Below are 21618 nucleotides of genomic sequence, written 5' to 3' on the forward strand. Positions count from 1 at the left end.
TCCTCCCCGCACACCAGCGCCACCGCCTCGGGAGTGGCCACGGCCCGCTCCTCGAACACCGCCGGAACCAGCGGCACCTCCGAAGCCAACGGCACGGCGAGCAGCGACTCGGCCGGCGCGCCTTCGGCCGGCACCCCGGCCGCCGCGACGCCGAGGTCCGGGTCGGCGGCGACCTGCCGCAGGATCAGGGCCAGCACGTCGGCCAGCCGCTGGGCGGTCTCCCGGTCGAACAGGTCGGTGGCGTACTCCAGCCCGCCCGCGAGCCCGGCCGGGGTGCCGTCGGCGCGGTGGCGCTCGGTCAGCGCGAGCTTGAGGTCGAACTTGGCGGTGCCATACTCCACCGGCTCCTCCTCCGCCGTCACGCCGGGGAAGGCGGGGCCGCCCTCGGCGGCGGCGGCGAAGGTCAGCATCACCTGGAAGAGCGGGTGGCGGGCCAGCGACCGGACCGGGTTGAACTCCTCGACCAGGCGCTCGAACGGCGTGTCCTGGTGCTCGTACGCGGCGAGGTCGGTCTCCCGGACCCGGCGCAGCAGTTCGGCGAAGCTCGGCCGGCCGGAGAGGTCGGTGCGCAGGACCAGGGTGTTGGCGAAGTAGCCGACCAGGTCGGTGACGGCCTCGTCGAGGCGCCCGGCCACCGGGGTGCCGATCGGCAGGTCGGTGCCGGCGCCGAAGCGGTGCAGCAGGGTGGCGTAGGCGGCCTGGAGGACCATGAAGAGGGTCGCGCCGTGCTCGGCGGCGAGGTCGGCGAGCCGGGCGTGCAGGTCCGCGTCGAGCTCCAGCGGGACGACGGCGCCGCGGTGGCTGGCGACCGGCGGCCGGGGGCGGTCCGCGGGCAGCGGCAGCTCCTCCGGCAGGCCGGCCAGCGCCTCGCGCCAGTGGGCGAGTTGGCGGGCGGCCGGGCTGTCCGGGTCGTCCTCGTCGCCGAGCAGGGCGTGCTGCCACAGGGCGTGGTCGGCGTACTGGACGGGCAGCGGCTCCCAGTCGGGGGCGTCGCCGGCCCGGCGGGCCCGGTAGGCGTCGGTGAGGTCCCGGTAGAGCGGGCCGAGCGAGGCGCCGTCCCCGGCGATGTGGTGCAGCACCAGGACCAGGACGTGCTCGTCCGGGCCCTCGGGCCGCAGGTAGGCGTGCACCGGCAGCTCGGCGGCCAGGTCGAAGCGGTGGCGGGCGAGTTCGTCCACCGGGCGGTCGGTGGTGGTGAGCAGCGGGCCGTCCGGGCCGTCCAGGACCCGCTGGTACGGGGTTCCGTCGTGCTCGGCGAAGACGGTGCGCAGGGTCTCGTGCCGCCGGACGGTGTCGTCGAGGGCGTCCGCCAGGGCGGCGGGGTCGAGCGGGCCGCGCAGCCGCAGGGCGAGGGTGATGTTGTAGGTGGCGGCGGGGCCCTCGGCCTGGGCGAGGAACCAGAGGCGGCGCTGGGCGAAGGAGAGCGGCACCCGCTCGGGCCGGGGGGCGGGGCGCAGCGCCGGGCGGGCGGCGGCGGCCGGGCTGTCGGACAGCCGCTCGGCCAGTCCGGCGACGGTGGGTGCCTGGAAGAGGTCGCCGATGGCGAGTTCGACGCCGAGTTCGGCGCGGGCCCGGCCGACCAGGCGGGTGGCGAGCAGGGAGTGTCCGCCGAGGGCGAAGAAGTCGTCGTCGATGGTGATGTCGTCGATGCCGAGGAGTTCGCCGAAGAGGGCGCAGAGCACCCGTTCGCGTTCGTCGCGGGGGGCGCGCCCGGTGTCGTCGGCGGTGAGGTCGGGGGCGGGCAGGGCGCGGCGGTCGACCTTGCCGTTGGCGTTCAGCGGCAGGGCGTCCAGCAGGACGACGGCGGCGGGGACCATGTAGCCGGGCAGCGCGGTGCCGGCGAAGGCGCGCAGTTCGGCCGGGGTGAGGGTGGCGTCGGCGGTGCAGTAGGCGACGAGTCGCAGGTCGCCGGGGCGGTCCTCGCGGGCGATCACGATGATCTGGCGGACGGCGGGGTGGCGGGAGAGGGCGGCCTCGATCTCGCCGAGCTCGATCCGGAAGCCGCGCAGCTTGATCTGGCCGTCGATGCGGCCGAGGAACTCCACGGCGCCGTCGGCGCGCTGCCGGACGAGGTCGCCGGTGCGGTACATGCGCCCTCCTTGCCCGCCATCGGGCAGGAGGGGCCCATCCCCCGTCAGGTACGGGCAGGCGACGAAGCGTTCGGCGGTCAGGGCGGGCCGGCCCAGGTAGCCGCGGGCCAGGCCGGCGCCGGCCAGGTACAGCTCGCCGGGGACGCCGGGCGGGACGGGGCGCAGCCGGGCGTCCAGGACGTAGCAGCGCATGTTGTCCAGCGGGCCGCCGATCGGCGGCCGGGGGCCGTCCAGGTCGGCGGGGGTGAGCGGGTGGTGGGTGGCGAAGGTGGTGGTCTCGGTGGGCCCGTAGACGTGGGCGAGCAGCAGGTCGGGGCAGCTGTCCAGGACGCGGCGCATCAGCGCGCCGGAGGCGGCCTCGCCGCCGGTGCACACGACGCGCAGGGCGGCGAAGGTCTCCGGGGCCTGCTCGGCGACGAGGTCGAACAGGGCCTTGGTGAGGAAGACGGCGGTGACGTCGTGGCGGGTGGTGACGGCGCGCAGGGCGGCGGCGTCGAGCGCGCCGGGCGGGGCGACCACGACGGTGCCGCCGGCCAGCAGGGGCGTCCAGATCTCGTACGTGGCGGCGTCGAAGGCGTGCGGGGAGTGCAGCAGGACGCGCTGGTGGCGGCCGTCCTGCCAGCGCCGGTCGGCGGCGAGGTCGAGGACGTCGCGGTGGCGCACCGCGACGCCCTTGGGGCGGCCGGTCGAGCCGGAGGTGAACATCGCGTAGGCGAGCTGGTCCGGGTGGGCGGGCAGGGCCGGGCGGTGGTCGGGGGCGCCGGCCTCGTCGCCGGGGCGGACCACGGCGGCGGTGTGCGGGAAGCCGGGGTCGGGGCGGTCGGTGAGCAGCACGGGGGCGCCGGTGTCGGCGAGCACGTCGGCCATCCGCTCGGGCGGCAGGCCGGGGTGCATCGGGACGTAGCAGCCGCCGGCCTTGAGGACGGCCAGGGTGGCGACGACGACGTCGGCGGAGCGTTCCATCAGCATCGCGACGGGGGTCTCGGGGCCGATGCCGAGGGCGGTCAGGTGGTGGGCGAGGCGGTTGGCGCGGGTGTCCAGTTCGGCGTAGCTGAGGGTGCCTCCGTCGTGGGCGAGGGCGGTGGCGTGCGGGGTGCGGTCGGCCTGGCGCTCGAAGGACTCGGCGAGGGTGCCGGTCCACCGGGGGGCGTCGGTGGCGTTCCACTCGGTGAGGACGCGGGTGCGCTCCTCGGGGGCGAGCAGGTCGAGGGTGGTGATCGGGGCGTGCGGGTCGGCGGCGGCGCCGGCCAGGAGGCGGCCGAGCCGCTCGGCCAGGGCGGTGACGGTGGTGCGGTCGTAGAGGTCGGCGGCGTATTCGATGGAGCCGGTGAGCCCGGCGGGGGCGCCGTCGGGTCCGTGCTCCTCGGCGATGCCGATGTTGAGGTCGAACTTGGCGACCCGCAGGCCGATCGGTTCGGGGGCGGACTCCAGCCCGGGCAGGTCGAGTCGGGCGTCCTGGCCGTGGTTCTGGAGCACCAGCAGGGTCTGGAACAGCGGGTGCCGGCCGAGGGCGCGCGGCGGGTTGAGTTCCTCGACGAGGCGCTCGAAGGGGAGTTCCTGGTGGGCGAAGGCGTCGAGCTGGGCTTCCCGGACCCTTCCGAGCAGTTCGGCGAAGCCGGGGTCGCCGGACGTGTCCGCCCTCAGGACCAGGGAGTTCACGAAGAAGCCGACCAGGTCGTCCAGGGCCTCGTCGGAGCGCCCGGCGAGGCCGGTGCCGAGCGGGATGTCGGTGCCGGCGCCGAGCCGGGTGAACAGGGCGGCCAGGCCGGCCTGGAGGACGGTGAACAGGGTGGTGCGGTGGGTGTGGGCGAGGTCGAGCAGGGCGGTGTGCAGGCCGGCGTCCCAGGCGAGGTCGACGGAGTCGGCGGCGCCGGTGGGCGCGGGCGGTCGGGGGCGGTCGGTCGGCAGCTCCAGTTCTTCCGGGAGTCCGGACAACGCGGTGCGCCAGTGGTCGAGTTGGCGGGCGAGCAGGCTGTCGGGGTCGTGTTCGTCGCCGAGCAGGTCGCGCTGCCAGAGCGCGTAGTCGGCGTACTGGATCGGCAGCGGCTCCCAGTCGGGGGCGCGGCCGGTGAGCCGGGCCCGGTAGGCGGTGGCGAGGTCGCGCAGCAGCGGGCCGAGCGACCAGCCGTCGGCGGCGATGTGGTGGAGCACCACGAGCAGGACGTGCTCGGTCGGCGAGAGGGTGAACACCGTGACCCGGATGGGCAGTTCGCAGCTCAGGTCGAAGGTCTCGGCGGCGGCGGCGTCCCGGCGGGCCGGGTAGTCGTCCGGCGCGCAGTCCTCGGCCAGGAAGCGCGGTCGCGCCTCCTCGGCGGGGAGGATCCGCTGCACCGGGACGCCCCCGGCCACCGGGAAGACCGTACGCAGGGCCTCGTGACGGGCGACCACGTCCGCCGTCGCGGCGCGCAGCGCGGCGGTGTCGAGCGCGCCGCGCAGGCGCAGGGCGAACGGCAGGTTGTACAGCGCGGTCGGACCCTCGATCTGGTCGATCAGCCAGAGCCGCTGTTGGGCGTACGAAACCGGGATCACGGTGCTTCCTCTACTCGGGTCTACTGACGGCACGGGCTGGTCGAGGGGACGGACGGCGGTCAGACGGTGAGCCCCGCGGTGGGCCGGCAGTCCCGGAGTTCCAGGGGCTGCCCCATCGCGACGGCGATCTTGCGCCCGCCCCGGTACGGGTCCCGGCCGTGGGCGCAGAGCACGTTGTCGACCAGCATCACGTCGCCGACCTGCCAGCGTTCCCGCACGGTGGCGGCGTGGTAGGCCTCGTTGAGGGCGTCGACGTCGGCGCGCTCCAGCGGCCCGCCGTCGCCGAAGCCGGTGTCGAACGGCAGTCCGTCCGGCCCGAACTCCTCGGTCATCGCCTCCCGGATGTCCGGGTCGAGCGACCACGCGTTCCAGAAGGCGAGGTGGTTGAACCAGACCTGCTCGCCGGTGCGCGGGTGGCGGATGGTGCCGGGGCGCAGCTGGGTGGTGCGCAGGTTGCCGTCCGCCAGCCATTCCCAGGTGATGCCGTTGTCCTTGCAGTAGGTCTCGACCTCGGAGCGGTCCTCGGTGGCGAAGGCGGTGCGCCAGCCGAGCGAGATGTAGTCCGAGTAGTTGCGGGTGAGTGTCCAGCCGTTGGTCCGCATCCGCTCGACCAGGTGCCCGGGAAGCAGGTCGAGCACCTGGCGGCAGTCGGCGGTGGGGGTGGCCCCGCCCTCGTCGGGGGCGGTCAGGCAGGCGAAGAGCAGCCGGCCGGGGAAGGTCAGGGTGTAGCTGTTCTCGTTGTGCATCCGGATCGGCTGGACCGGAGGCAGGTCGGTGGACGAGTAGACGCCGTTGCCGTAGTCGCTGCGCGGGGTGGCCTTCTCCCGGTAGGGGGTGCGCTCGGGGATGAGGACGTCGCGCACGGCCGCGACGTCCTCGGTGCCGGCGACCGGCAGGCCGCGCAGGAAGACGGTGCCGTACCGGTGCAGGGCTTCGGTGAGCGCGCTCTCGTTCTCGCGCAGCCACTCGCAGGCCTCGCCCATGTCCGCGGTGCGCGGCGCGTGGGCGAGGGCCGGGCGGCCGGGGTTCAGTTCCCAGGTCGGCATGGCGGCGGTCACCGGTCCGCGAGGGCGGCGACCAGGCTGGCGGGCCTGATGTCGGTCCAGTTGGCCTCGATGTAGTCGAGGCAGCCCTGGCGGGTGTCCTCGCCGTGGACGGTGGTCCAGCCGGCCGGCACGTCGATCCAGACCGGCCACAGGGAGTGCTGGTTCTCGTCGTTGGCCAGCACCAGGTAGCCGGCGTTGTCGTCCTCGAACGGGTTGCTCATGGCGTTCTCCTCGGGTTCCTCGGGTTCCTCGTGTTGCTTCGAAGGTAGGGTCGGGCCGGGTGGCGGAACGGCAGGAGTCGAGGCAGGAACGCGGCAGTTGGACTTCGCGCCGGAGCGGGCTCGGCGCGGGGTGGGGCGGAACGACTCGGCGCGGGGTGGGGCGGAGCGGCTCGGCGCGGGGCGGCTCAGCGCGGGATGAGGCGGACCGGGAAGCGGTCCAGGCCGAAGTTGATGATGGAGCGGTTGTGGGTGACCGGCCCGGTCGGCTCGATCTCCGCGACGCGCTCCAGCATCGCCGTGAACAGCCCGCCGAGTTCGGCCTTGGCCAGGGGCGCGCCGACGCAGTAGTGGGCGCCGAGGCCGAGGGCGAGGTGCTTGTTGGGGGCGCGGTCGAGCAGGATCTCCTCGGGCCGTTCGAAGGCCTCCGGGTCCCGGTTGGCGGACCACACCCAGACGGCGACCCGATCGCCGCGCCGGATGGTGCGGCCGTCGAGTTCGGTGTCCCGCCCGGCGGTGCGCAGGGTGTGCAGTCCGACCGAGGTCCAGCGCAGGAGTTCGTCCAGCGCCGAGTCCATGCCGACCTCGCCGCGCTGCAACTGCCGCCAGAGTTCCGGGCGTTGGACCAGGGTGTACAGTCCCATGGCGGCGGTGTGGCGGACGGTCTGGACGCCGCCGACCACGATGTTGTCCAGGTTGAGGACGACGTCCTCGACCGGCAGCAGCTTCCCGCCGACCCGGTAGGAGGCCATCATGGAGATCAGGTCGTCGCGCGGGTCGGTGCGCCGCAGCATCACCTGGTGCAGCAGGTACGGGATGAGCTGCTGGTGCCCGGCCCGGCGCTCCTCGGGGGTGCGGCCGAGGAAGGCGACGTCGCAGACCCGTTCGACCATCTCGCGGTCCGCCTCCGGGACGTCCAGCAGGTCGCACATGACGGACAGCGGCAGCGCGGAGACGGCGTCGACGAGGTCCACCTCGCCGTGTTCGACGGCGCGGTCGACGATCGAGGCGGCGAGTTCGGCGATGCCCCGGGAGGCGCCGCGGACGGCTCCGGGTGAGAAGAACGGGTTGGCGGGGGCCCGGAGTTCGCGGTGCCGGGGCGGGTCGGTGAGGGCCATCATCCGGCCGGAGCCGACCGGGACGTTGCCCGCGCCGGCGCCGAGCAACGAGCCCTGTTCGGAGCTGTACACGGCGGCGTTGCGCAGCACTTCGGCGGAGTGGCGGTAGGAGAGCACCGACCAGACCGGCCCGTCGTCGGCGGTGTCGGTGCGGTGGACGGCGGCCTCCCGGCGCAGCTCCGCGACCAGCGCGGCGGTGTCGGGTCGGGCCCAGAGGTCCGGGTCGGTGAGGTCGACCGCGGTGGTGGTCAGCATGGTCACTCCGTCGTGGACTGGTGGGCGGCGCGCGGCCGCGTGATGAGGGAGGTCAGCAGGTCGACCGGGCCGGGCCCGTCGACGGTGGCGAGCAGGTGGCCGCCGGGGACGACGTGGTGGCCGTGGGCGCCGCGGGTGTGGGACGCCCAGCCGTCGAGTCCGCCGAGGGTGAGCAGCGGGTCCTCGACGCCGACGACGGTGTGCAGGTCGGAGCCGATCGGCGGGTGCGGCCGGGGCCGGTAGGTGGCGACCACGTCCAGGTCGGTGCGGATTGCGCGGAGCGCGTGTTCCTTCAGTTCGGCCTCGCCCTCGACGAGTTCGCCCATCCCGGCCAGCCGGAGCAGTTCGTCGGCGGTGTACCGGGGGCGGTCCGCCCCGGACCAGACGGCGGGCGGCGAGGCGGAGGCCGCGACGACCAGTTCGGGCCGCAGCCCGGCGGGCAGCGCCCGGGCGACCTCGTAGCCGAGCAGCGCGCCGAAGCTCTGCCCGTAGAAGCCGAACCGCCCGGTCAGGTGCGGGGTGAGGGCCTCCACGACGGCGTCGACCAGCAGGTCGAAGCTCGCCGGCATCGGGTGGCCGAGCCGGCCGCCGCGGGCGGGCGGGCGCAGCGCCCAGACCTCGGCGGCCGGGGCGAGGGCGCGGGCGAGCGGGGTGTAGGCGGTGGCGTCGCCCCCGGCGTGGGGGAAGCAGAACAGCCGGTACGGGCGGTGCGGCCGGGGTGCGTGGGCGGGCCGGGGCACGGGGACGAACAGCCAGTCCCCCTCGACGCGGGGGCGCGCCCGCAGGGCGGTGGTCACGCTCCGGCCACCCGGGCGCGGGCGGTCAGGGCGGGCCGGGGGGCGGCGGTGCCGGCCGCGACGGCCCGTTCGACGGCGGCGGTGAAGGCGGCCAGGTCGGCCGAGTCGAGCAGGTGGCGCAGCTGGAGTTCGATGCCGAGCCGGCGGCGCAGCAGGTGGACGACGCGCAGCGCGGCGAGCGAGTGGCCGCCGAGCGAGAAGAAGTCGTCGGTGGGCCGGACGCCGCTCACGCCGAGCACGGTGCTCCAGACCTCGGCGACCTGATCCGGCAGCGCGCCGCCGCTCGCCGGGGCCTGCTCCTTCGGTGCGGCGGGAACGGGCAGGGCCGCCAGGTCGACCTTGCCGTTGGGGGTGAGCGGCAGGGCCTCCAGCACGGTGATGACCGAGGGCACCAGGTGGGCGGGCACGGCGGCCCGCAGCCGTTCGGTCAGCTCGGCGGCGGAGAGTGCGGCGCCACCGGCGGCGGTGACGTACCCGACGAGGCGCCGGTCCCCGGGCGCGGGCTCGTGGACCGTGACGGCGGCCGAGCCCACCCCGGCCAGCCGGGCCAACTCCTGTTCCACTTCGCCGAGTTCGATCCGGTAGCCGCGCAGCTTGACCTGCCGGTCCACCCGTCCGACGTACTCCAGCCGGCCGTCCTCGCCGCGCCGGGCCTGGTCGCCGGTGCGGTACGCGCGCTCCCCCGCCGCGTACGGGTCGGCGACGAAGCGCTCGGCGGTCAGGCCGGGCCGGCCGACGTAGCCGTGGGCGAGGCCGGGCCCGGCCAGGTAGAGCTCGCCGGCCACGCCGTCCGGGACGGGGGCGAGCTTCTCGTCCAGCAGGTACAGCCGCACCCCGGGCAGCGCCTCGCCCAGGTGCGGGCCGGGACCGCTGATCGGCGCGGTGACGGCCTCCACGGTGCACTCGGTGGGCCCGTACAGGTTGACGGCCTCGATGCCGCCGTCGGCCAGCTCCCGCCAGGTGCGCTCGGGGACGGGCTCGCCGCCCATCAGCAGCCGCGGCACCCGGGCGCCGGCCAGCGGCTCGCGCAGCAGCTCCCAGTGCGAGGGGGTCAGGTCGAGGTCGGTGACGGCGTGCTCGGCCAGCAGGGCGGCCAGCCGGGCCGGGTCGGCGCGGTGCTCCTCGTCGATGACCAGGACGGTGTCGCCGCGGCAGATCCTGGCCCACTGCGGGACGGAGGCGTCGAAGGAGGCACTGGCGTTCCAGCCCGCCACGGCGGGCTCGGCGCGCAGGGTGCCGCTGGCCTCCAGCCCGGCGAAGAGCGCGGCGACGGCGCCGCGCGGCACCTCGACGCCCTTGGGGCGGCCGGTGGAGCCGGAGGTGTGGATCACGTACGCCGGGTCCAGCGGGTGGGCCTCGACGGGCAGCTCTCCCCCAGCCCGGCGGCCGGGAGGTACCCCCGGCCCGTCGGCGGCGGCGTCCGGGCGCAGCACCGGCACGCCCTGGGCGGCGGCGAGGCCGTCGCGGCTGATCAGGGCGGCGAGCCGGGCGTCCTCGGCCATGAAGGCGAGCCGCTCGGCGGGGTAGGCCGGGTCGAGCGGGACGTAGGCGGCGCCGGCCCGCCAGACGGCGAGCAGGGCGACCGGCAGGTCGGCGGTGCGGGCGAGGTGGACGCCGACCCGGTCGCCGCGGCCGACGCCCAGCGCGCGCAGCGCCCGGGCCAGGGCGGCCGTGCGGCGGTCGAGTTCGGCGAAGTCCAGGCGGTCCTGGCCGGCGAGGACGGCGGTGCGGCCGGGGTGGGCGGCGACGGTGGCGCGCAGGCGCTCCAGGAGATCGGTCATGGCTGCTCCTCAGGACTCTCGGACGGCGGCGGCCATGGCGTGCAGGGCGGCCGTGTAGGTGTCGATGAACCGCTCGGCGGCGGTGTCGGTGACCAGCGAGCGCTGGTGGTCCACGGCGAGCAGCACCCGCTGCGAGACCGGGTCCTGGATCACCGAGGCGCCGAAGGCGAAGCTGTTGGGTTCGTGGCGCAGGGTCGGTTCGGTGCCGATCCGGCCGTCCACGATGCGGGCCGAGCTGAGCCGGCCGAGGGCGTGGAAGCGCAGGTAGCCGAACTGGCTGTCCAGCGCGGTGTCGGCCATCAGCCGGGCGAGCCGGGCGAAGGGCACCCGGCGGTGCGGCAGCATGTCCAGCTCGTCCCGGTGGACCTCGCGGACCAGTGCGAGCAGGTCGTCGGTGGGCTCGCGGCTCACCGGGACGGTGTTGAGGAACAGCCCGTACACCTCGGTGCCGCCGAGGCGTTCCAGCCGCCCGTTGACGGCCAGGCCGGTGGTGACGCGCCGGCGTCCGGTCATCTCGGCGAGAGCGCGCAGGTGGGCGGCGAGCGCCACCGACTTGACGGGCACGCCCAGCGCGTCGGCGACCGCCCGCAGCTGGGCGGGTGCCTCGGGCAGCACCCGCTCGACGGTGCGCGGCGCCTCGTGGGTGGACTCGCTGCCGGGGAACAGCTGGCCGCTGGCGCCGGACAGCCGCTCGCGCCAGTAGGCGAGCGAGCGTTCGTCCCCGGCGGCCCGCCGTTCGACGGCCACGAAGTCGCGGAAGGCGGTGCGCGGCGGCGGGGTGGGGGCGCTGTCCGGGTCGGCGGCGAGGGCGGTGTGGCGTTCCAGGATCTCGGTGAGCAGCGAGGTGAAGCTCCAGCCGTCCAGGATCGCGTGGTGCTCGGAGACGGTGAGCTGGAAGGCGTCCTCGGCCAGGCGCTGCACGGTGATCCGGAACAGCGGCGGGGCGGTGAGGTCGAAGGGCGTCAGGCGGTGGGTGTCGAACACCTCGCGGACCGCCGCGTCCTGGCCCGGTTCGTCCGTGCCCCGCAGGTCGGCGAACTCGACGGGGGCGGGCAGCCGGCCGTGGACGAGTTGCAGCGGCTCGCCGTAGCCGGACAGGTCGAGGCCGGTGCGCAGCACGGCGTGGCGGTCCATGGCCTCGGCGACGGAACGGCGGAAGGCCCGCTCGTCGAGGTCGCCGGAGATCCGGTAGGAGTTGACGTTGTGGTAGCTGTCGGTGCCGCCGGCGATCTCCATGTGGAAGACCATGGAGAGCTGCATGGACACCATCGGGTAGGCGTCGGCGAGGCCGGGCGGCAGGTCGGCGCGGTCCTCCGGGGTGAGCAGGGCGAACGGCTCGTGGGCGTCCGGGCCCTCGGTGACGGGCCGTGCCAGCGGCAGCAGGGCGGCGACGGTGGGGGCGTCGAAGACGTCCCGCAGGCTCACCCCCCAGCCGCGCTCGTGCAGGGCGCCGGCCAGCTGGACGGCCCGGATGGAGTCCCCGCCGAGGTGGAAGAAGTCGTCGTGGACGCCGATGCCGTCGACGCCGAGGACCTCCGTCCAGACGGCCGCGAAGGCCTCCTCCTCCGGGGTGCGCGGCTCGGTGTGGCCGCCGCCGGCGGCGGCGTCGCGCTGGCCGGGGGCGGGCAGCGCCTTGCGGTCCACCTTGCCGTTGACGGTGAGCGGCAGCGACTCCAGCAGGGTGTAGCTCGCCGGGACCATGTACGGGGGCAGCGAGCGGCCGAGGAAGGCGCGGACGTCGGCGGGCTCGCGCCCGGTGAGGTACGCGGCGAGCCGGTCCTCGTGCACGGTGACGACGCAGGCGTCGACGTCCGGGTGGGCGGCGAGCGCGTTCTCGATCTCGCCGAGTTCGATCCGGAAGCCGCGCAGCTTGACCTGGAAGTCGGCGCGTCCGATGTACTCCAGCCCGCCGCCGGGCAGTCGGCGGGCGACGTCGCCGGTGCGGTAGAGCCGGGCGCCGGGCGGACCGTACGGGTCGGCGACGAAGCGGCCGGCGGTGAGGCCGGGGCGGCCCCAGTAGCCGTGGGCGAGGCTGCCGCCGCCGATGTACAGCTCGCCGGCCACGCCGGGCGGGCAGGGCCGCAGCCAGTCGTCCAGCACCTGGGCGCTCAGGTGCGGCATCGGCGCGCCGATCAGGCTGCGTTCGAAGCCGGCGCTGCCCACCAGGTCGTGGGTGGTGACGTGGACGGTGGTCTCGGTGATGCCGTACAGGTTGCAGAGCCGGGCCGGGGGCGGCGGGTCGAGTTCGAACCAGCGCTGGACGACGGCCGGGTCCAGCGCCTCCCCGCCGAGCATGATCCACTTCAGTGCGGGCAGGGCGCGCGGGCTGCGGCGCAGCACGGGCTCCAGCTGGCGCAGCGCCGACGGGGTGAGGCAGAGGAAGGAGACGCGCTCACGCTCCAGCAGTTCGGCGAACTCCTCCGGCGAGCGGCTGGTCACGTACGGGACGACGACCAGGCGGGCGCCGTGCAGCAGCGCGCCCCACATCTCCCAGACCGTCCAGTCGAAGGCGTAGCTGTGGAAGAGCGTCCAGGTCTCGCGGGGCCCGAAGCCGAAGTGCCGCTCGCCGTCGGCCATCAGCCGGCTGACGTGCTCGTGGGCGACGGCGACGCCCTTGGGGCGGCCGGTGGAGCCGGAGGTGAAGATCAGGTAGGCGAGGTCGTCGGGGCGGCCGGCGGCCGGCGGGCGGGTGTCCGGCCGGGCGGCCAGGTCGGCGGCCTCGGCGCTCAGGTCGTAGGGCTGCCAGGGGCCTCGGGGCACCAGCTCCGGACGGTCGGTGACCACCAGGGTGACGCCGGTGTCGCCGAAGACCAGCGCGGCGCGTTCGGCCGGGGCGGCCAGGTCGACGGGCACGTAGGCGGCGCCGGTCTTGAGCACGCCGAGGACGGTGACCAGGACGTCGGCGGTGCGCTCCAGCAGCATGCCGATCCGGTCCCCGGGGCGGGCGCCGCGGGCCCGCAGGGCGTGGGCGAGCCGGTTGGCCCGGCGGTCCAGCTCGGCGTAGCTCAGGGTGCGGTCGGGGTCGCTGACGGCGGGCCGGTCGGGGTGGGCGTCGGCGGCCCGCTCGAACAGGTGGTGCAGGCAGTGGCCGGGGGTGCCGGTGGCCCCGGCCACGGCGGCGGCCGGGTCGGCGGTGCGGACGGTCAGCCGCAGCACGGTGGCGTCGGGGTCGTCCAGGGCGGCGGTGAGCAGGGTGTCGTACTCGGCGGCCAGCCGGCGGACCGTCCCGGCGTCGAACAGCTCGCTGCGGTACTCGGCCTCGCCGCGCAGTTCGCCGCCGGCCCCGCCCCCGCCGTCGGACCCGTCGAAGACGGACCAGGTGAGGTCGAACTTGCTGGTCCCGTTGGAGCGCACCCTTCTCTCGGCGGTGGCCGCCGGGCCGAGCGCCAGCGGGGTGCGGTCCTCGCCGTGGGCGCCGAACACCACCTGGACCAGCGGCGGGTGCTGGGTGCCGCGGGCGGCGCCCAGCCGGTCGACGATCTGGTCGAAGGGCAGGTCGAGGTAGCCGAAGGCCTCGAAGGCCACGTCCTGGACGTGCTCCAGCAGGTCCCGGAAGCTCAGTGCGGGCGCCAGCCGCAACCGCAGCGGCAGCAGGTTGACGAAGTAGCCGAGCAGGTGCTCCAGTTCGGGCCGGTCCCGGGTGGTGACGGGGGTGCCGACCACCAGGTCGTCGGCGCCCGTCCAGCGGTTCAGCAGCAGGGCGAAGGCGGCCAGTTGGACGGTGAACGGGGTGACGCCCTCCGTCTCGGCCAGCGCCCGGACCCGGGCCGCCGTCCCGGGGGCGAGGGCGAACTCCTCGGTCCGGCCGGCCGTGCCGCGCTCGGCGGGCCGGGGGCGGTCGGTGGGCAGCTCCAACAGGGGCGGCGCGCCGTCCAGTTGCTCCTTCCAGTAGGTCAGGTGGTCCTCGTAGGAGGTGCCGAGCCGCTCCCGCGCGTGGTCGGCGTACTGGACGGTCAGCTCCGGCAGGTCGGCCTCCCGGCCGGCCAGCGCCGCGTCGTAGCACTCGGCGAGCTCGCGCTCGAAGACCTCGGCGGACCAGCCGTCCCAGACGATGTGGTGGACGGTGAACAGCACCGTGGTGCGCTCGGCGGCGAGCCGGAAGGCCTCGGCACGCAGCAGCGGTCCGGCGGCCAGGTCGAAGGGCTCGGCCCAGCGGGCGGCGAGCAGTTCCTCCAGGCGTTCGGCCCGGTCGGGGAGGTCGCGCAGGTCGGTCACCGCGAGCGGCACCGCGAGGTCGGCACGCACCTGCTGGCGGGGGCCGTCGGGGTGCGGCGCGAAGGTGGTGCGCAGCGTCTCGTGCCGGGCCACCACCGCGTCCAGGGCGCCCTGGAGGAGCGCGAGGTCCAGCGGGCCGGTGACATCCAGGGTCCAGGGGGTGCAGTAGGTGACGGCCCTCGGGTCGAGCCGGTCGAGGAACCAGAGGCCGCGTTGCAGCCCCGAGACGGGCGCGGTGCGCTCCGGGTGGTCGGACGGGCTCACGGCCTCGTTCCCTTCGGGTGTGGGGCGGCCCGTCATCGGGCGGCCAGCCGTTCGGCGATGGCGCTCACGGTCCGGGCCCGGAACACCAGTTGCGGGGGGACACGGGTGCCGGTCTCCCGGGACAGCCGCATCGCGACCCGGACGGCGGCCAGCGAGTTGCCGCCGATCCGGAAGAAGTTGTCCTCGCGGCCGACCTCGGCGAGGTCGAGCACCTCGCGCATCGCGTCGGCGACCAGCCGCTCGGCCTCGGTGAGCGGGTCGGGCGCGGCCTCGGCCCGGCGTCCGGCGGGGGCGGGCAGCGCCTTGCGGTCCACCTTGCCGTTGTGGTTGAGCGGCAGGGCCTCCAGTACGTCGAGGGTGGCGGGCACCATGTACTCGGGCAGCAGGGCGGCCAGGTGGTCGAGCAGGGCGTCCGGGCCGGGGGCGTCGGCGCCGACGGTGACGTAGGCGGCGAGCCGGCGGTCGCCGGGGGCGGGCTCGTGGACGGTGACGGCGGCCTCCCGGACGGCCGGGTGCCGGGTGAGCGCGTCCTCGATCTCGCCGGGCTCGACCCGGAAACCGCGGACCTTGATCTGGTCGTCGATCCGGCCGGTCACCTCCAGCAGGCCGTCGGCGTTGACGTGGCCGAGGTCGCCGGTGCGGTAGAGGCGCTCGCCGGGGGCGCCGAACGGGGAGGCGACGAAGCGCTCGGCGGTCAGGCCGGGCCGGCCGACGTAGCCGTGGGCGAGGCCGCCGCCGGAGGCGTACAGCTCGCCGGTCACGCCGGGCTCGACGGGGCGCAGCCGCTCGTCCAGGACGTGGACGCCCTTGCCGTTCAGCGCGGAGCCGATCGGGACGGAGGCGCCGGTGGTGTCCTCGGGGCCGACCCGGTGGCTGGTGGTCAGGCCGAGGCTCTCGACCGGGCCGTAACCGTTGGCGACCACCAGGCCGGGGTGGTTCTCCAGGGCCTTGGCGACATGGGTGACGGAGGCCCGCTCACCGGCCGTGATGGCGAGTCCGAGGCCGTCGTAGGTCTCCGGGAACTCCTCCAGCAGGAAGTTGAACAGGCTGGCGGAGAGCTGGAGTTGGGTGACGCCGTGGCGGCGGGTCAGCTCGGCGATGGTCTGCGGGTCGGGGCGCTGGCCGGGCTGGAGGACGCAGACTCCGCCGAAGCACAGCGCGCCGTACAGCTCCAGCGCGAAGGCGTCCCAGGAGACCGGGGAGCACTGGAGCCAGACCTCGTCGGGGCCGAAGCGGGCGTAGTCCTGGCCGAGGTAGGTGGTGGTGAGGGCGCGGTGCGGGACGGCGGCGCCCTTGGGGCGGCCGGTGGAGCCGGAGGTGAACATCACGCAGGCGAGGTCGGCGCCGTCGACCGGCAGGCCGAGGTCGTGCGCCGGGTGGCGGCCGAGTTCGGCGACCGAGGCGTCCAGGTCCACCTGGCGTTCGACGGGGAAGGGCACGGTGGCGCGCCGGTGGGTGACCACCAGGGCGGCGCCGGTGTCCGCGACGGCGCCGGCCAGCCGCTCGGCCGGGAAGTCCGGGTCGAGCAGGGTGTAGGCGGCGCCCGTCTTGAGGGCCGCCAGCAGGGCGGTGACCATCTCCGGCCCCCGCTCGGCGAGCACCGCGACGGTGTCGCCGCGGCCGATGCCCAGGCCCACCAGGTGACGGGCGAGCCGGTTCGCTTCGGCGTTCAACTCGCCGTATTCGACGGTCCGTTCACCGGAGACCAGGGCGGTGGCCCGCGGGGTTCGGGCGGCCCGCGCCTCGAACAGGGCGTGCACGGGCACCTCGACGGCGGCGGCCAGGGTGCCCAGCCACTCCTCGCACAGCCCGGCCATGCCGGCGGGCTCGAAGAGGTCGCTGTCGTACTCGAAGCGGCCGGTGAAGCCGGTGCCGAGGTCGTCCACCGAGACGGACAGGTCGAAGCGGGAGACCGGGTTGGAGTGCAGGGCCCGGGTGACCTCGTGCCCGCCGAGGGTGAACGGGCGCGGGTCCAGCGGGTGCAGCTCCAGCAGCACCTGGCAGAGCGGGTTGCGGTCCTCGGGGCGCTCGTCGAGCACGGCGCCCGCGATGTCGTCGAAGGGCACCTCCTGGTGCCGGTAGCCCCCGATCGACACCTCGCGCACGTGCCGGACCAGCTCACGGAAGGAGGCGCCCTCCTCCAGGCGCAGTCGCAGCGGCAGCAGGTTGATGAAGTAGCCGATCAGGCCGTCGAGTTCGCTCCGGCCGCGGACGTTCACCGGCGAGCCGAGCACCAGGTCGCGCTGTCCGGAGCGGCGGTGCAGGGTGAGGGCCAGCCCGGCCAGCAGCACCATGAACGGGGTGGCGTCCTCGCTGCGGGCGAGCGACCGGACGGCCTCGGCGACCGGGGCGGGCATGGCGAAGCGGTGGAAGGCGCCGCGGAAGGCCTGCTCCTCGGGGCGGGGGTGATCCGGCTCCAGCGCGGGACCGGTCGGCGCGTCACGCAACTGATCGCGCCAGTAGTCGAGTTGACGCTCGGCGGTGTCGTCCTGGTACTGCCAGGCGGCGTAGTCGCCGTACTGGACGGCGAGTTCCGGCAGATCGGCCGGGCGGTCCTCGGCCGCCGCGGCGTACAGCTCCCGCAGTTCGGCCTCCAGCACCGGCAGCGAGCCCTCGTCCCAGACGATGTGGTGGAACAGCAGCAGCAGCGTGGTGGCCCCGCCGGCCCGGAAGACCCGGGCCCGCAGCAGCGGCCCGGCCGCCAGGTCGAAGGGCTCCAGCGCGGCCTCGGCGACCAGTTCCTCCACCCGGTCGGCGGTGGTCTCGGTGAGCGTGAACGGCAGCTCCACCCGGGGGTGGACGACCTGGCACGGGCCGTCCTCGGCGAGCTCGAAGGTCGTCCGCAGGCTCTCGTGCCGCTCGACCACCCCCGACAGCGCCCGCCGCAGCAGCTCCGGGTCCACCGGCCCGGCGAAGCGGAACACCCAGGGCACCACGTAGGTCGGCGCGTCCGGGTTCCACTGGTCGAGGAACCAGAGGCCGCGCTGGAACTTGGACAGCGGCGCCCCGGCGGTGCCCCTCCTGGTCAGCTCCGGGCGCTCGCCGCCGGACGCGGAGGTCACCGCGGCGGCGAACTCGGCCAGCGTCGGGGCGTCGAAGATGGTGTACGGCGACACCATGCCGAAGACGTCGAAGACCCGGCCCACCACCCGCACCGCGGTCAGCGAATCGCCGCCCAGGTGGAAGAAGTTGTCGTCGGCGCCGACCTCCGGCACCCCGAGCACGTCCGCCCACACCGCCGCGATCAGCTGCTCTGCGGGAGTGCGCGGCGGGCGGCCGGCCGGCTTGTCCTCCGCCGCGGCCCGCGGCTCGGGCAGCGCCGCGCGGTCCACCTTGCCGCCGGCGGTCAGCGGGAAGGCCTCCAGCGCGGTGAGCGTGGCCGGGACGAGCTGCTCGGGCAGCCGCTCGGCCAGCCAGGCCCGGGCCTCGGCGTAGCGCGGCGCGGCGCCGGTGACGTACGCGGCCAGCCGGCCCTCGTGCGCCACCGCCACGCAGCCGGTGACGCCCGGATAGCCGGCCAGGACCTGCTCCAGCTCGCCGGGCTCGACCCGGAAACCGCGGATCTTCACCTGGTGGTCGGTCCGGCCGAGGAACTCCAGCGGGCCTCCCCCGGCGGCCCCGGCCTGGTGACCGGGAGGTGTCCCCACCGGCCGGGGGGACCCCGATCCGGCGGTGCGGCGCACCAGGTCGCCGGTGCGGTACATCCGGGCGCCCGCCGCCGTCTCCGGTCCGGCGAACGGGTCGGCGACGAAGCGGCCGGCCGTGAGGCCCGGGCGGCCCAGGTAGCCGGAGGCCAGCAGCGGCCCGCCGACGTACAGTTCACCGGCCTCGCCGGGCGGCACCGGCCGCAGCCGCTCGTCCAGCACGTAGAGCCGCCGGCCGCCGACCGCCTCGCCGATCGGCACCCGGGCCTCCGGCTGCCGGGCGTGGCCGTCGAGCCGGTGGGTGGTGGCGGTGACCACCGTCTCGGTCGGGCCGTACGCGTTCAGCAGCGGCACCCCGGTGGCCGCCCACCAGGCGGCGGCGGTGGCGGGCTCCAGCTTGTCGCTGCCCGAGATCATCAGCCGCAGGGCGCGCGGCACCCGGCCGCCGAGGGCCGCCACCACGTCGTGGAAGTAGCCGGCCGCCAGGTTGGCGACGGTCACGCCCTCGGCGTCCAGCAGGTCCAGCAGGGCGGCCGGGGTGAGCAGCTCCTGGTCCGGCAGGACCAGGCAGGCCCCGGCGGACAGCACGCCGAGCACCTGCTCGACCGCCACGTCCACGGTCGGACGGTGGAACTGGAGCATCACGTCCCGCTCGGTCAGGCCGAAGGTCTCGACCACCGCCTCCAGATGGCCCGCCAGGACGGCGAAGGGGACGTGCACGCCCTTGGGGCGGCCGGTGGTGCCGGAGGTGTAGATGACGTAGCCGGGGACGGCCACCCCGTCCACGCCGCCGAGTTCGGTCAGCTCCTCGCCGTCCAGGGCGAGGGAGGCGCCGGCGTCCTCGGCGATCCAGCGGTTGCGCTCCTCGGGCGCCTCCCGGTCCAGCGGCAGGTAGGTGCCGCCGGCCCGCAGGACCGCCAGCAGCCCGACCACGTGGTCCAGCCGGTCACGGCCGGTGACGGCGACCGTCCGCCCGGGGCCGATCCGGGCGGCGAGGGCGGCGACCAGGCCGTCCAGCTCCCGGTAGCCGACCGTCCGCCCGCCGGTCCGGACGGCCGGCCGCTCCGGGAAGCGGTGGACGGCGGAGGCGAACGGCGCGAAGGCGGGCACCGCGAATTCGGGCGCCGCCGATGCGGATTCCGTGAATTCTGCTGCCGTGAAGGGTGCCGTGAATTCGGGTGCCGAGAATTCGGGTGCCGAGAAGGCATCGGGAAGACCGCGTGAGGACATCATCCAGCCCCAGATCGTGAGAGGAAATCGGCGTCGAGGTCGACGATAGGGAGAATCAGACGGCCCTATCGGCAGAACGAGCGGAAGGAAATCGGCAGTTTCCCGCTGCCGCTTTCCGAGCAGGCCAGGGCTACCGGCCGGATGGAATTCCCGAACCCTCCGGAGACCACACGTCCTCCCGGTCCAGGGCCTCGGGGGAATACTTCCCGAGCGAACTGATCAGCAGCCTGAGTTCCAGCGCCAGGCAATCGGCGAAACGGCGCAACCCGGATTCCGGGTCCTCCGCGACGGCGAGCAGTGCCGCCCGCCCGAGGCCCACCGCACGGGCCCCCAGCGCCAGGCTCTTGACCGCCCGGGCGCCTTCCCACATCCGTCCGGAGACCAGCAGGCAGGGCGGCGGCGCGGCCGTCAGCCGGCGCAGGCACTCGGCGAGCGGCAGGCCGACGTGCGGCAGGAACACCCCCGGCGCCCAGCCGGTGCCCCCCTCCGCGCCGTCCACCACGACGGCGTCCGCTCCGGCCTCGCGCGCCACCCGGGCGGCCTCGGCCACGTCCCGGCCGGGGTAGAGCTTCACCCAGATCCGCACCCTCGGGTAGTTGTTGCGCATCAGCCGGATCTGCTGGCGCAGGATCTCGGCGGTGAAGGTGCCGGGGGTGGCGGCGCGCAGCACCCGGCCGTCGCCGAACAGCGGGTCCAGCCCGAAGCGGTCGCCGAGCGCGGCGGCGGCCTCCCGGTCCAGCACGGTCATCCCGCCCAGGCCCGGCTTGGCACCCTGGCCGACCTTCAACTCGAAGGCCAGTCGCCCGGATTCCAGCAGCGGCAGGGCGGCCGGGTCGCTGTGGACGAGGTTCCACACCTCGGCGTCGGCGTCCTCGGTGCTCTGCTGGACGGCCACTCCGCCGAGCCCGTCCGGGAGCCGCTCGGTGTAGGCGCGCAGCCGGCCGAGCAGCGCGCCGTCCGCGGCCTCGCCGAGCCGGCCGTAGCCGTTGACCGGCACCACGTTCTCGCCGATCACCATCGGGATGCCGAGCGCCCCGGCCTGCCGGCTCAGGGCGAGCCCGAGGTCGCCGCCGGCGGCCCGGGTGGAGCCGGTCGCCGACACGTACACCGGCAGGGCGGAGGTGAACCCGCCGATGGTGGTGGTGAGTTCGACGTCCCGGTAGTCGGGCTCACGGCCGAGGTCGATCAGCTTGGCGAGCCGCTGCGGCAGGAACAGCGGCGGGACGATCCGCAGCGCGTCCAGCGCGTCGAGCGGCGCCGCCTCCTCGGGCCGGCCGGCGCCGAACAGCACGTGCCCGTACTCCTCGGCGGGCGGGAACGCGGCGGCCGCCCCGGCACGGGCCCGTCGCCGGACCTCCTCCTCGGGGAACCCGGGTGCGCTCAGGTCGCTCACGGGGACACCACCCCGGCGAGCTTCGGGAAGGCGCTGGCCTGCCAGACGGCGTCCAGCCCCGCGACGTACCGGGTGAGCCGCTCGACCCCGATGCCGAAGCCCGCGCTGGCCGGCACGCCCTCGCGCACCAGGTCCAGGTACCAGCGGTACTTCTGCGGGTTCTCGCCGGTCTCCCGCATCCGGGTGATGATCTCGGCGTAGTCGTTGGTGCGCTGGCTGCCGCTGCACAGCTCGCCGTAGCCCTCGGGCGCGAGCAGGTCGAAGTTGCGCAGCAGGCCCGGGTCGTCCGGGTGCTCGCGGTCGTAGAAGCCGCGCGAGCCCTTCGGGTAGTCGGTGACGAAGAACGGGCGGTCGCGCCGGGCGGACAGCAACGCCTCGCCCTCCCAGTCGAGTTCGGCCTCCGCCGACTGCGGGTGGCCGATGCCGCGCAGTTCGGCGACCGCCTCCGCGTGCCGGACGCGGCCGAAGGAGCCCTCCAGGAGTTCGGTGAACGCCTGCGGGTCCCGGCCGAGTTCGGCGAACTCCTTGGGCAGCTCGCGCAGCGCGCTGTCGACCATGTGCACCATCAGGTCCTCGGCCAGCTGCACGGCCTCGTCCCGGCTCGCTCCGGCCACCTCCACGTCCAGCTGGTGGAACTCGGCCAGGTGCCGGCTCGTCCCGGCGGTCTCCAGCGGTTCCAGGCGGACGTTCGGGGCGATGCAGAAGATCTTGTCGAAGGCCAGCAGCGAGGCCTGCTTGTAGAGGATCGCGCTGGTCATCAGCTTGTAGCGGTGGCCGTAGAAGTCGATGTCCACCTGCTTGGAGCCGCGCGCGCCGGGATCGGTGACCGGGCCGATGATCGGCGGCAGCAGCTCGGTGAAACCCCGTCCGCGCAGGAACTCACGGGCGGCGAACAGCAGTTGCTGCTGGATCCGGAGCGCGCTGCGGGTGGCCGGGACGGTCAGGTGCCGCCCCGGGTCGGTCGGGGGCAGGAGCATGGCGTCGGGCATGGTCGGAGTCCTCTTCTCTCGGGGTGTCCGTGGTCGTCCGTGGTCGTCC

10 protein-coding genes are annotated in these 21618 nt (G+C 75.2%); all 10 read right to left on the bottom strand.

Annotated features, from left to right (window positions below):
* A partial coding sequence (locus tag ACFRMQ_RS14055) for an amino acid adenylation domain-containing protein (protein ID WP_380730518.1) occupies positions 1-4619 on the bottom strand: 4619 nt, incomplete at its 3' end.
* A 59-nt stretch (positions 4620-4678) separates the two neighbouring features.
* Positions 4679-5665, bottom strand: coding sequence for a TauD/TfdA family dioxygenase (locus ACFRMQ_RS14060; RefSeq protein WP_380730521.1), 987 nt, complete (start codon positions 5663-5665; stop codon positions 4679-4681).
* Between the two features lie 8 nt (positions 5666-5673).
* On the bottom strand, positions 5674-5886 hold the full coding sequence (locus ACFRMQ_RS14065; protein ID WP_224283906.1) for an MbtH family protein: 213 nt from the start codon (positions 5884-5886) through the stop codon (positions 5674-5676).
* 185 nt (positions 5887-6071) lie between these two features.
* Positions 6072-7256 (bottom strand): cytochrome P450, encoded by a 1185-nt coding sequence (locus tag ACFRMQ_RS14070; protein WP_380730524.1) that lies wholly within the window; start codon positions 7254-7256, stop codon positions 6072-6074.
* 2 nt (positions 7257-7258) lie between these two features.
* Positions 7259-8053 carry a thioesterase II family protein gene (locus ACFRMQ_RS14075; RefSeq protein WP_380730527.1) on the bottom strand — a complete coding sequence of 265 codons (795 nt, stop codon included), beginning with the start codon at positions 8051-8053 and terminating at the stop codon, positions 7259-7261.
* Positions 8050-9834, bottom strand: a complete 1785-nt coding sequence (locus ACFRMQ_RS14080) for a non-ribosomal peptide synthetase (RefSeq protein WP_380730529.1) — start codon at positions 9832-9834, stop codon at positions 8050-8052. Before ACFRMQ_RS14080 ends, ACFRMQ_RS14075 begins: the two co-directional genes overlap by 4 nt.
* Positions 9835-9843: 9 nt before the next feature.
* Positions 9844-14313 (bottom strand): amino acid adenylation domain-containing protein, encoded by a 4470-nt coding sequence (locus ACFRMQ_RS14085; RefSeq protein ID WP_380730532.1) that lies wholly within the window; start codon positions 14311-14313, stop codon positions 9844-9846.
* Positions 14314-14345: 32 nt separating this feature from the next.
* Positions 14346-19067: an amino acid adenylation domain-containing protein gene (locus ACFRMQ_RS14090; RefSeq protein WP_380730535.1), complete on the bottom strand. Its 4722-nt coding sequence runs from the start codon at positions 19065-19067 to the stop codon at positions 14346-14348.
* A 250-nt stretch (positions 19068-19317) separates the two neighbouring features.
* Positions 19318-20580, bottom strand: coding sequence for a glutamate synthase-related protein (locus ACFRMQ_RS14095; protein WP_380730538.1), 1263 nt, complete (start codon positions 20578-20580; stop codon positions 19318-19320).
* Complete coding sequence (locus ACFRMQ_RS14100; RefSeq protein WP_380730541.1) at positions 20577-21569, bottom strand: asparagine synthetase A; 993 nt, start codon at positions 21567-21569, stop codon at positions 20577-20579. Before ACFRMQ_RS14100 ends, ACFRMQ_RS14095 begins: the two co-directional genes overlap by 4 nt.
* Positions 21570-21618: the final 49 nt, after the last annotated feature.

Origin of the sequence: Kitasatospora sp. NPDC056783, from assembly GCF_042789895.1 — a bacterium.
Lineage (GTDB): Bacteria > Actinomycetota > Actinomycetes > Streptomycetales > Streptomycetaceae > Kitasatospora.

Excerpts from the sequence above, each read along its gene's own strand:
- ACFRMQ_RS14060 (WP_380730521.1), bottom strand. The coding sequence starts at position 5,665 with ATGCCGACCTGGGAACTGAACCCCGGCCGCCCGGCCCTCGCCCACGCG.
- ACFRMQ_RS14065 (WP_224283906.1), bottom strand. The coding sequence starts at position 5,886 with ATGAGCAACCCGTTCGAGGACGACAACGCCGGCTACCTGGTGCTGGCC.
- ACFRMQ_RS14070 (WP_380730524.1), bottom strand. The coding sequence starts at position 7,256 with ATGCTGACCACCACCGCGGTCGACCTCACCGACCCGGACCTCTGGGCC.
- ACFRMQ_RS14080 (WP_380730529.1), bottom strand. The coding sequence starts at position 9,834 with ATGACCGATCTCCTGGAGCGCCTGCGCGCCACCGTCGCCGCCCACCCC.
- ACFRMQ_RS14100 (WP_380730541.1), bottom strand. The coding sequence starts at position 21,569 with ATGCCCGACGCCATGCTCCTGCCCCCGACCGACCCGGGGCGGCACCTG.